The organism is Streptococcus sp. HMSC078D09 (assembly GCF_001813675.1).
In the GTDB taxonomy this organism is placed as follows: domain Bacteria; phylum Bacillota; class Bacilli; order Lactobacillales; family Streptococcaceae; genus Streptococcus.
This window is the reverse complement of the sequence record NZ_KV813675.1, coordinates 92,887-103,704: the sequence shown is the minus strand read 5'-3', so window position 1 is coordinate 103,704 and position 10,818 is coordinate 92,887. Positions and strand designations below refer to the sequence as shown.

The 10,818-nt window shown below is 44.9% G+C and carries 9 protein-coding genes and 1 riboswitch; of the genes, 3 read left to right on the top strand and 6 right to left on the bottom strand.

Going from position 1 to position 10,818, the window contains the following annotated elements; translation table 11 throughout:
* Positions 1 to 39: 39 nt before the first annotated feature.
* The 3 genes from msrB to HMPREF2926_RS05830 form a co-directional block, all read right to left on the bottom strand.
* The gene (gene msrB, locus HMPREF2926_RS05840; RefSeq protein WP_070586859.1) at positions 40 to 975 is read right to left on the bottom strand and encodes a peptide-methionine (R)-S-oxide reductase MsrB; all 936 of its coding nucleotides are present in this window, start codon (positions 973 to 975) and stop codon (positions 40 to 42) included.
* A gap of 275 nt (positions 976 to 1,250) precedes the next feature.
* Positions 1,251 to 1,607, bottom strand: a complete 357-nt coding sequence (locus HMPREF2926_RS05835; RefSeq protein ID WP_070586857.1) for a helicase BlpT — start codon at positions 1,605 to 1,607, stop codon at positions 1,251 to 1,253.
* 278 nt (positions 1,608 to 1,885) lie between these two features.
* Entirely contained in the window at positions 1,886 to 2,821 is a 936-nt protein-coding gene (locus tag HMPREF2926_RS05830) for a dihydroorotate oxidase (protein WP_049474144.1), read from the bottom strand.
* A gap of 299 nt (positions 2,822 to 3,120) precedes the next feature.
* Here HMPREF2926_RS05830 and gdhA point away from each other — a divergent pair, with 299 nt between their 5' ends.
* Both gdhA and HMPREF2926_RS05820 read left to right on the top strand, forming a co-directional pair.
* Positions 3,121 to 4,467 carry an NADP-specific glutamate dehydrogenase gene (gene gdhA / locus HMPREF2926_RS05825; RefSeq protein WP_049490821.1) on the top strand — a complete coding sequence of 449 codons (1,347 nt, stop codon included), beginning with the start codon at positions 3,121 to 3,123 and terminating at the stop codon, positions 4,465 to 4,467.
* A gap of 279 nt (positions 4,468 to 4,746) precedes the next feature.
* On the top strand, positions 4,747 to 5,064 hold the full coding sequence (locus HMPREF2926_RS05820; RefSeq protein WP_049474146.1) for a hypothetical protein: 318 nt from the start codon (positions 4,747 to 4,749) through the stop codon (positions 5,062 to 5,064).
* A 192-nt stretch (positions 5,065 to 5,256) separates the two neighbouring features.
* On the opposite strand, the gene HMPREF2926_RS05815 is transcribed toward HMPREF2926_RS05820, so the two are convergent.
* Positions 5,257 to 6,105: a mechanosensitive ion channel family protein gene (locus HMPREF2926_RS05815; RefSeq protein ID WP_003008782.1), complete on the bottom strand. Its 849-nt coding sequence runs from the start codon at positions 6,103 to 6,105 to the stop codon at positions 5,257 to 5,259.
* 137 nt (positions 6,106 to 6,242) lie between these two features.
* Between HMPREF2926_RS05815 and sstT the strand changes: the two genes are divergently transcribed.
* A complete protein-coding gene (gene sstT / locus HMPREF2926_RS05810; RefSeq protein ID WP_070586855.1) occupies positions 6,243 to 7,460 on the top strand; it encodes a serine/threonine transporter SstT in 1,218 nt (405 codons plus the stop codon).
* A gap of 53 nt (positions 7,461 to 7,513) precedes the next feature.
* Here the strand turns inward: sstT and HMPREF2926_RS05805 are convergent, their stop codons facing one another.
* Together HMPREF2926_RS05805 and HMPREF2926_RS05800 are read right to left on the bottom strand one after the other, a co-directional pair.
* Positions 7,514 to 8,845, bottom strand: a complete 1,332-nt coding sequence (locus HMPREF2926_RS05805; protein ID WP_070586853.1) for an alanine/glycine:cation symporter family protein — start codon at positions 8,843 to 8,845, stop codon at positions 7,514 to 7,516.
* 101 nt (positions 8,846 to 8,946) lie between these two features.
* Positions 8,947 to 9,041: riboswitch (glycine riboswitch) on the bottom strand.
* A 129-nt stretch (positions 9,042 to 9,170) separates the two neighbouring features.
* Entirely contained in the window at positions 9,171 to 10,589 is a 1,419-nt protein-coding gene (locus HMPREF2926_RS05800) for a C69 family dipeptidase (RefSeq protein WP_070586851.1), read from the bottom strand.
* Positions 10,590 to 10,818 lie beyond the last annotated feature (229 nt).

Here is a 10,818-nt window from a genome sequence, read left to right as displayed (position 1 = left end):
CGTACTCACCTAAGGAAAGTTTCTAAGATGCTTTTTCTATTATCTCAAAGCTTTTAACAAATAACCATATCCTTCTTGCTCCATCTCTTCTTTTGGAATAAAGCGCAGAGAGGCCGAATTGATACAATAGCGAAGACCACCCTGGTCTTTTGGTCCATCGGTGAAGACATGGCCGAGATGGGCATTGCCTGAGCGGGATCGAACTTCGATCCGCTCCATCCCGTGTCTATGATCCTGGTAATAGTGGACAACATCTTTGGCAATGGGACGGGAGAAACTTGGCCATCCACAGCCAGAAGCAAACTTATCCTTGGCAAAAAAGAGAGGTTCCCCCGTCGTAATATCCACATAGATGCCCTCTTCAAAGGTCTGATCATAGGCATTGTGGAAAGGACGCTCCGTCGCACTTTCTTGAGTGACTTGGTACTGCTCTGCTGTCAGTTTCGCCTTTAGGATTTCTTGATCTGGCTTCTGATAAGCTGCTGGATCAATCAAGGGCTGCTCAGCATCTGTCACATCGATATGGCAATAGCCTCCAGGATTCTTCTTAAGGTAGTCTTGGTGGTAGTCCTCAGCCAAGATATAGTGGCGCAAGGGTTCCAACTCAACCGCGATTTTGCGGCCCAATTGCTTCTCTTCTTCCGCAAACAGGTGGGCAATCACTTCGCGGTCTGCTTCGTCTGTATAATAGACACCCGTCCGATATTGGCGGCCTCGATCATTTCCCTGTTTGTTAATGGATAAGGGATCGATCACCCGGAAATAGTAGAGCAGAATCTCTCGTAGGGTGATCTTGTCTGGATCGTAGATAACTTGTACAGTCTCTGCATGATCCGTTTCCTTGATCAGTTGGTAATTGGTCGTCTCTACCTGGCCATTGGCATAGCCTACCGTCGTCTCTTCTACACCGGGGATCCGTGAAAAATACTCCTCCAAGCCCCAAAAACAGCCACCTGCTAGATAAATCTCTGTCATCTTTTTTCCTCGCTTCCTGCATTCCCCACAAGGAACGCTTGACATCTATTAGCTCCATCATAATCCAAGAGCCTCAAATTTTCAAGGATTCTGCATCAAAAATCCCTTCTACTATACTAGTAAAAGGGATTCAATCCTTCTTATTTTTCAAATAAGAAAAAGAGCGAGTAATAGAAGTTCCAAAACGATAGGATTAACTGATGTAGAAAATCATGAAGGACTACCATGACCAACACCTCCTCTGAATATCTGTGGACAAGCACCAGGCACATCAACTACAAAACCACCGTCGGTCCATAGACCTGTAACCGAGGCTTCACAACCTCGTAATGCCAATGATCATAAGCTCGCCAAGCTTGAAAGGCCTCTTCGTACAAAGCTAGCCCACCCAGACCAATCAATAGACTGGCGGTCTGATAAAACTTTTCTAACTCAATCAACTGACGATTGTCTACCCGCCTAGCCTTTCGTAAACCTTTCAACATCTGATCTAGATTTCCCCGAAATCGAAGGGCATCTGGACTGGGGGTGCATTCTTTCAAAAAGGCTGTTTGAAGAAGACTGACCATCGTTCTTGCCTCTTGAATCACGTCCCTTTCTTCCATAGAAACCACCTTCCTTTTCACCTCCATTGTACACCTTTTTCTCTTTATAAAAATGGAAAATTCCTAAAACTAGGAACAGAATGAGGTTGAGACAAAAGTCCTAGCCTCTCAATTATTTTTGGATTGTTGAGCAAGACGCAGTGGTTGAGTGGGCTCTACTACGCTGATTTCATCAGCTTTTACAGCCCTACTCAACTGTGCGGAGGTGGGACGACGAAATCGAATTCTCACGAATTACCGATTTCTGTCCCACTCTCATAAAAAACTTCCCCAAGTTTCCACTTGAGGAAGTTTTTTTCGAAAGATTAGTCAATGTAGTGCAATTTCCCACGGAAGTCTTCTAGGCTTTGGTAGCCTTTTTCTTCCATGATGGCTTTGAGCTCCGCAGTGATGCGTTCAAACGCTCCAACTCCTTCTTTATGGAGTGTCGTTCCGATTTGCACCATACTAGCCCCACAGAGGATATGTTCAAAGGCATCGCGACCAGTCAAGACGCCCCCAGTCCCCACAATCTGAATTTCTGGATTCAGACGTTGGTAAAAAGCATGGACATTGGCAAGAGCCGTTGGTTTGATGTATTCTCCACCAATCCCACCAAAGCCGTTCTTAGGACGAATCACCACAGATTCATCCTCGATGTAGAGGCCATTTCCGATCGAATTGACGCAATTGACAAACTTGAGCGGGTATTTGTTAAAGATCGCTGCCGCCTGATCAAAATGAACGATATCAAAATAAGGTGGCAACTTGATCCCTAGAGGTTTGGTGAAATAGGCAAAGACCTCAGACAAGATCCGATCTGTCGTATCAAAATCATAGGCGATCTGAGGTTTCCCAGGGACATTGGGACAGGATAAGTTCAACTCTGTCAAGCCTTTAAAGTCACTGTCTTGCACCTTTTTCAAGATGGTATGAGTTTCTTCAGGAGACATGCCGACGAGAGATAGGAAAAAGGTCCGATCTGGATCCGTTTCTTGCAACTCCAATAAGTAATTCAAATAATAGTCCAACCCTTGGTTAGGTAGCCCCATCGAATTGATCGAACCAAGCGGCACATCTTGGTAGCGTGGCTCTGGATTACCAGCACGGAATTCTAAGGTCGCTGTCTTGGTCACAAAGGTCCCCGCAGCTGAGTTCTTCACTTCTTCTAATTCCTCAGTGGTCATACAGGCTACACCTGCCGCATTCATCAAGCAGTTGTCAAATTCAAAACCAGCAATTTGCGTTTTTGTCGATACCATCTTGTACTCCTTTTTTGAAACACCACCAACAGAATCATTCGGGATGCTCTCTATTTTCTTCTTTCATTATACCATCACTTGGAAGCTTCCGGACAATCAAAGCTAAAAATTCTTCCAAACATTCGGATTTTCCTAGTCGTGATAAAATTTTCAGAAAATTCAACTTTTTTCTTTACAAGCCAAAAAAAGTCTGCTATAATGATCCATGTAATAAAACATGACATTGTTTATCAACTGTCTCAAAACCACTCCCCTAGCGGGTTTACTGGTTTTCGTTTCATTCACAAAGGAGAATTAACATGACAACTGCTAAAGAATATATCCAAAGCACTTTCGAAACTGTAAAAGCTCGTAACGGCCACGAAGCTGAATTCCTTCAAGCTGTTGAAGAGTTCCTCAGCACTTTGGAACCTGTTTTTGAAAAACATCCTGAATACATCGAAGAAAATATCTTGGCTCGTATTACAGAACCTGAACGCGTGATTTCTTTCCGTGTTCCTTGGGTTGACCGTGAAGGAAACATCCAAGTAAACCGTGGTTACCGTGTTCAATTCAACTCTGCTGTAGGTCCTTACAAAGGTGGTCTTCGTTTCCACCCAACTGTTAACCAAGGGATCTTGAAATTCCTCGGTTTTGAACAAATCTTCAAAAACGTCTTGACTGGTCTTCCTATCGGTGGTGGTAAAGGTGGATCTGACTTCGATCCTAAAGGAAAAACAGACGCTGAAGTAATGCGTTTCTGCCAAAGCTTCATGACTGAATTGCAAAAACACATCGGTCCTTCTCTTGATGTTCCAGCTGGTGATATCGGGGTTGGTGGACGTGAAATCGGATACCTTTACGGTCAATACAAACGCCTTCGCCAATTTGATGCTGGTGTCTTGACTGGTAAACCTCTTGGTTTCGGCGGTAGCTTGATCCGTCCAGAAGCAACTGGTTATGGTTTGGTTTACTACACTGAAGAAATGCTCAAAGCCAACGGCGACAGCTTTGCTGGTAAGAAAGTCGTGATCTCAGGTTCTGGTAACGTTGCTCAATACGCTCTTCAAAAAGCAACTGAACTTGGTGCAACTGTTATCTCTGTATCTGACTCAAACGGTTACGTGATCGACGAAAACGGTATTGACTTCGACCTTCTTACAGACGTCAAAGAAAAACGTCGTGCACGTTTGACTGAATACGCTGCAGAAAAACCAACTGCTAAATACTACGAAGGTTCTGTATGGACTTATGCTGGTAACTATGACATCGCTCTTCCATGTGCAACTCAAAATGAAATCGATGGCGATGCTGCAAAACGTTTGGTCGCTCAAGGTGTAAAAGTTGTCTCTGAAGGAGCAAACATGCCAAGTAACATCGATGCCATCAACGTATACAAAGAAAATGGTATCCTTTACGGACCTGCTAAAGCAGCCAATGCTGGTGGGGTTGCTGTATCTGCTCTTGAAATGAGCCAAAACAGCCAACGTCTTTCATGGACACGCGAAGAAGTGGACGGACGTTTGAAAGACATCATGACCAATATCTTCAACACCGCTAAAACAACTGCAGAAACTTACGGTCTTGGTAAAGATTACCTTGCAGGTGCCAACATCGCTGCCTTTGAAAATGTCGCAAACGCGATGATTGCACAAGGTCTTGTATAATCAATCGATATTTTTCTTTGAGACCTTCGGGTCAAAGCCTCTCAACTCCTGAGACCAGTATGTTTCAGGAGTTTTTTTTGTAGCTACCGACCTCTATCAAGTCAACCCGACCAAGGGAGAAAAGCCATTTTTAAGACAAGGGGCTCGACCTTCTGTAGTGAGAAGATTTGAGCCATCTATTTTTCTGTATCTTTTTTTAAAAAAATTTTATTTTTTTTACTTTACCCCCTTGCATTTTTAATAAATTAGTATTAAACTATAGCAAAAGGAGGTGTGCTTATGTTTCTTTTAGCTCAAGAAAAATCAGATACGATCGAATTCCTTAAGTCTGAATTGGTCCAATTACTCTCCACTATGCGACAAGAAATCGCAGCTAGCCGTCAATCACAGACCGGCGCAGCTTGCCATCATATTGAATATTGCATGGATAAGATCCAAAGGGCAAAAAGTTCCGTAGCCATTGCCCTCCCCATCGAATCCTTAAATCTTGAAATCACGACTATGCTGCGCAAGCAACTCATCGTCTTACCACCAGAGGCTCGAAAAAATTGGGACCAAATTAAAAAGCTGGATTTCAAATACTGCCACTTAAAATAGACCCAAAAAGAGAGTGAGACAGAAATCGGTCATTCGTTAGAATTCGATTTCGTCGTCCCACCTCCGCACAGTTGAGTAGGGCTGTAAAAGCTGATGAAATCAGCGTAGAGAGCCTACTCAACCACTGCGTCTTGCTCGACAATCCAAAATCAATTGAGAGGCTAGGACTTTTGTCCCAGCCTCTTTTTTGTGTTACATGATCCCGTTCTTTCCTGTCGGTAGGCTAATCCCTGCTTCCATCAAGGCATCATGGTAGAGTTTATAGTAGGTATGATAGACAGTCGTCTGGGTTCCATTTTGCGCAGTCATAGCGATGCGGAAGGAATAACGACCATTTTTTTCGATCTGTGGGCCTAAAATCGTAGGACCTGTCAACACCTCTGGGTGTTTATCTTGTTCAGACTGATTGACCTGAGCAATCACCTGATAGATCTTGTCGAGATCGGTATTTGCATCTAGTGGAATATCGATTAGCACGCGCATATCGCCACGTGAGAGATTGCTGACGACGGTGATATTGCGATTCGGAACAAAGTGGAGAGTCCCATCAAAGTCCCGCACCTGGGTCGTTCGAATCCCGACACTACTGACGATTCCGGCAATATTAATTGACCCATTCGTGAGACGAACATTGTCACCCACGTCCAGCTGGCGTTCTAAAAGGATGAAGAAACCATTGACCAAATCGGAAAGGAAGCCCTGAGCTCCCATCCCAATCGCCACCCCAGCAATCCCAGCACCAGCCAAGAGACTAGAGACTGGAAGACCCAGAATCGACAAAATCCAGTAGATCAAGATGAAATACAAACAATAGTTTAAGAGGCTCTCAACCAAACGGAGAATCGTATTTTTACGGGCTTCATCCTGCACCGTATACTTAAAGGAAGGGGTTAAGATCCTCTTGACCAGGCTATGGATGACCTTTTTAGCGATAAAAAATAAGAGAAAGACAAAAATCAGAGAGATACATTTTGATATCAGATCATCAAAAATCTTCGTCCAGTCTATTTTACTGAAATAACGTTGGAAAGCTTGACTCATTTATTCGGGCCTTTCTAACAAAGAATAGTATGATTATATCAAATATTCGGAAATAAGGCTATTTTTTAAAAATTTCATTGCTTTTCCCCCCTAACTATCGTATAATATTCCTTAATTATTTTTTAAGGAGGTCCTACATGATTCATCGTTTGGTTACCACTTGGAATAAAACCAACCTTATGAAAAGGATCGCAATCGGGATTGTACTTGGTGTTATCCTAGCACTTATCTTCCCGAAAGCAACTGGCATTGGACTCTTAGGTCAGTTCTTTGTTGGGGGGCTCCGTGCGATCGCACCTCTTCTGGTCTTTGCGCTCGTCGCAAATGCCCTCTCCCAACACCAAAAAGGGACAGAGACCAATATGAAAAAGGTCACCATCCTCTATCTCCTAGGAACCTTTGCTGCTGCCTTCGTTGCTGTTTTGGTCAATTACATCTTCCCGATCACCATTACCCTGACTGGAAAGGCCGCTGAAGGATCCTCTCCAAACGGGATTGGCGAAGTGATTAGTAACCTCTTGCTCAAGATTGTCGACAACCCGGTCAACGCCTTGCAGCAAGCCAACTACATTGGGATCCTTTCTTGGGCAACCGTCTTTGGAATTGCCATGAGAGAGGCGAGCGAACATAGTAAAGACCTCCTGCAAACCCTAGCAGACATCACTTCAAAAATTGTCGAGTGGATTATCAACCTAGCTCCATTTGGGATCTTAGGCTTGGTCTTCACGACCATCGCTGGCCAAGGACTCAGTGCCCTTAGTAACTACGGGATTCTCTTACTTGTTTTGGTTGGTACCATGGCTTTTGTAGCCCTGGTCATCAATCCATTGATCGTCTTTTTCATGATTCGCAAGAACCCTTATCCCCTTGTTTTTAAATGCCTTCGTGTCAGTGGGGTAACAGCCTTCTTCACCAGAAGTTCTGCAGCCAACATCCCTGTCAACATGCGTCTCTGTGAAGAATTGGGGCTGAATCCAGATACCTATTCTGTCTCCATTCCGCTTGGTTCAACCATTAACATGGCAGGCGCAGCCGTGACGATCAATATTTTGACGCTAGCTGCTGCCAATACCTTACACATTCAGGTTGACTTTGGAACGGCGCTCATTCTGAGTGTCGTAGCGGCTATCTCTGCTTGTGGAGCATCTGGAGTTGCGGGAGGATCTCTCCTTCTCATCCCTGTTGCTTGTAGCCTCTTTGGCATCACCAATGATTTGGCCATGCAAGTCGTCAGTGTCGGCTTTATCATCGGGGTCATTCAAGACTCTTGTGAAACAGCCCTCAACTCTTCGACAGATGTGCTCTTCACTGCCATCGCTGAAATGAGCAGCTGGCCAAAGGAAAAACGCTATTAAAAGATCCTATCTCAAATAGACAAGAAAACCCAGACCTCGCGATCTGGGTTTTCTTATTTCTTAAAGTAGCGTTTACTTTCTTTGATAATGACTGGTGAGAGGGCCAAGAGCGCAATCAAGTTGGGTAGAGCCATAAGCCCATTGACGATATCTGCAATCACCCAGACCAGATCTAATTTTAGGAAACCACCTAGTCCAACCATTAAGACAAAGAAAGCCCGGTAGAGGTTGATATGTTTGACACCAAATAGGAATTCGAAACACCGTTCTCCATAATAAGACCATCCAAGAATGGTCGTTGTCGCAAAAAGCACCAAGCACAGCGTTAAGATAATGCCTCCAACTGGGCCAAAGACACCTGTAAACGTATCCTGAGTCAAGGTGCTCGTGCTGCCCCTAGCCATCCACTCACCTGAAACCAAGAGCGAAAGTCCTGTCAAACTACAGATGATAATGGTATCAATAAAGGTTCCTGTCATCGAGATCAAGCCCTGCTCGACAGGTTCATTGGTCTTCGCTGCTGCTGCTGCAATGGGGGCCGATCCGAGACCCGATTCATTGGAGAAAACCCCACGCGCCACCCCTTTTTGGATGGCCATTTTGACCGTTGCTCCTGCAAAACCTCCCATGGCTGCAGTCCCTGTGAAGGCACCTGAAAAGACCGATTTTAAGGCTGGAAGCAATTGATCCAGATGCAAAACAATAATTGCAACCGTCGCAAAGATATAGGCAGCAGCCATAAAAGGAACCACTTTTTCGGAGACTTTCGAAATCCAGTGAATCCCACCAAAGATGATGGTCGAAACCACCAGAGCAATCACTACGCTAGCCACTTCTGGAGCTGTTCCAAAACTCGCTTGAAGAGATCCCGTAATGGAATTGACCTGGGTCATAGTTCCAATCCCAAAGAGGGCCACCAGAACACCTGCAACTGCAAAGAAAACAGCTAGTGGTCGCCACTTCTCCCCCATCCCGTGAAGAATGTAGTACATCGGACCACCCGAGATGTGGCCATTGTCATCCTTGGTCCGATAACGAATGGCTAAGAGCCCTTCTGCATACTTGGTCGCCATCCCAAAGAAGGCCGCCATCCACATCCAAAAGAGGGCCCCTGGGCCACCTGTCTGAATCGCTGTCGCTACCCCTACAATATTGCCTGTTCCCACTGTGGCAGCTAGAGCCGTCGCAAGGGCTCCAAAGCTTGAGATATCCCCATGCCCCTCATCTTCTGTAAAGATCAAGCGAAAGGCTTTTGGAAGATAGCGTATCTGAAGCAAGCCCAAACGAAGGGTCAGGTAGATCCCTGTCCCTACCAAGAGCACCAAAAGTGGGGCGCCCCATACTAAATTATCGAGTTGCTGAAAAAACTGCAATACATGATCCATTCTCTGTCTCCTTTTTATCGACCGCTCGACAGAAAAGAGAAAAAGAAAGAGCACATGTCAAACATGTACTCTGGTCCTGCTTAAAATAGGGGACTTCCCCTATCTTTCGCTCTGTCCTTTTACCTGAGAGTTTGAGTAGATGCATCCTCTACCTTGCCCCTTCGGTGCCATTTCTGGTCTCTCCAGAGTTCCGTCCATTCACAGTCACTCACGCTCCTGCAAACTTCATTCGGTCGTATGTAATTTTCTCTATTTTAATCGATTTTCAAAAGTTTGTCAATCATTTCTGAAAATATCTTGTAAACCACCTGAAAATTTACGCTTTTTAATCACTCAAGGAGAAGTGATTGGTCATGAGGTTGCTAGCATCGAGCAAAATCTTGTCCAAGAGTTGATCTGTCGCTTCCTGGATTTGATCACTCATAGCTTGGTTTTCCGCCTCAAAATCAACGGTTTCACCTGCTGCAAGTGCACGATCGACTTTATTGATGCGCGCATGTCCCCAGGCCATTGTCGTTTCTTGGTAATCGTCCAAATCACCAACATGGTGAGCATAGTGAGGATCTGCTAGTCCTGCAATAATCCGGTTGGCCCAGTAGAAGGAATCCGTTGTCACCTTAGCCGTCGTATTGGCAAAGTAGTCTGGCGTTGTGTCCACTTGGGTAAAGAAAGGAACGGCTGTATTGTAAGGCATGGAGCCATAAGAAATCCATTGGATACCTGTCGTTTCTTGTGGTTTATTGGGACGCAATTGCAGAATCGCTGTCTGGCTGGTCCGGTTGATCCCGATCGTCCGGAAGGTCCGCTGACTCACGTGATCGCCTTCAGGACCATAAGGATCGTAGATGGTATCTTGGTAGTGGTTGCTCAAGACATATTTGACATCTTCAATCGTCACCTTGCGATAAGGTTTTTGACACCAAGGAATCTCGAAGCTCCGTGGATCCTGCTCGATTTCAGGATTGAGGAAACGCTGGATGGCCCAAGCCCGCGGTGTATTGTAGTGGCGGTCCTTGTCTTTTTGGCTACCAAAGGCATAGCGTGGATTAAAACCTTTCCCTTCTTGATCCAGAATCAAATGGTGCTCTGTGACAAAATGTTCAAGATCTGGGTCACAGAGAAACTCATCTGGATTTCCAAATTCAAAATAATCACTTCCCAGTTGGTTCGGGTTGGTCACATAGGCATCATCAGGGACACGGCGCGCCATCCAGTGGTGACCTCCGATGGTTTCCAACCACCAGATTTCATTCACATCTGAAATGGCGATCCCGTTAGACTCATAAGTTCCATACTCTTCTAAAATCTTCCCGAGACGCAAGACCCCTTCGCGGGCAGTCTTAACATAAGGCAAGACCAAGGTCAGCATGTCTTCCTCACCAATGCCACTATCTACAAGAGGATCGGCCCCTAGCACACGGCTATTAGTCGTAATGGTCTCTGTCTCACTCATGGCGACATTATAGATATTGATCCCAGCTTCTCCCCAGATCCCGTCTTTAGGAATGGCATCTGGAACCGCCGTATAGCGAACTGGATTATCTGGCAAGTCGATTTCAAAAGATGATAAAATAGACTTGTAATGACGCGGTTGATCTTCTGGTTTGACCACGATCAATTTCTTAGGCGTAAAAACGCCATTTTGAGAATCCTCTGTTCGTGCTACAATGGTCGAACCATCATAGCTAGCATTTTTTCCGACTAGAATCGTTGTACACGAATCTGCACTTTCACGTTTACGCATGCGTATCCTCCCAAATCATTCATTGCCTCTATTATAGCACTTTTAAAAGACAGGACCTACTGAAAATCCAATTTGAAAACGGATCGTTTTCAATTTCTTTTAATCCGGTTCATTATGAAAATTTTAAAAAAACCTAGCTGTTTATCAGCTAGATTCAGATTGAAGAAAAAGTTATCTTAGAAACTTTCCTTAGGTGAGCACGGACGTCAGCGAACTTCTATGAAGTTCC

Excerpts from the sequence above, each read along its gene's own strand:
- HMPREF2926_RS05815 (WP_003008782.1), bottom strand. The coding sequence starts at position 6,105 with ATGAGTCAAGCTTTCCAACGTTATTTCAGTAAAATAGACTGGACGAAG.
- HMPREF2926_RS05820 (WP_049474146.1), top strand. The coding sequence starts at position 4,747 with ATGTTTCTTTTAGCTCAAGAAAAATCAGATACGATCGAATTCCTTAAG.
- msrB (WP_070586859.1), bottom strand. The coding sequence starts at position 975 with ATGACAGAGATTTATCTAGCAGGTGGCTGTTTTTGGGGCTTGGAGGAG.
- HMPREF2926_RS05835 (WP_070586857.1), bottom strand. The coding sequence starts at position 1,607 with ATGGAGGTGAAAAGGAAGGTGGTTTCTATGGAAGAAAGGGACGTGATT.
- HMPREF2926_RS05830 (WP_049474144.1), bottom strand. The coding sequence starts at position 2,821 with ATGGTATCGACAAAAACGCAAATTGCTGGTTTTGAATTTGACAACTGC.
- HMPREF2926_RS05800 (WP_070586851.1), bottom strand. The coding sequence starts at position 10,589 with ATGCGTAAACGTGAAAGTGCAGATTCGTGTACAACGATTCTAGTCGGA.
- gdhA (WP_049490821.1), top strand. The coding sequence starts at position 3,121 with ATGACAACTGCTAAAGAATATATCCAAAGCACTTTCGAAACTGTAAAA.
- HMPREF2926_RS05805 (WP_070586853.1), bottom strand. The coding sequence starts at position 8,845 with ATGGATCATGTATTGCAGTTTTTTCAGCAACTCGATAATTTAGTATGG.
- sstT (WP_070586855.1), top strand. The coding sequence starts at position 6,243 with ATGATTCATCGTTTGGTTACCACTTGGAATAAAACCAACCTTATGAAA.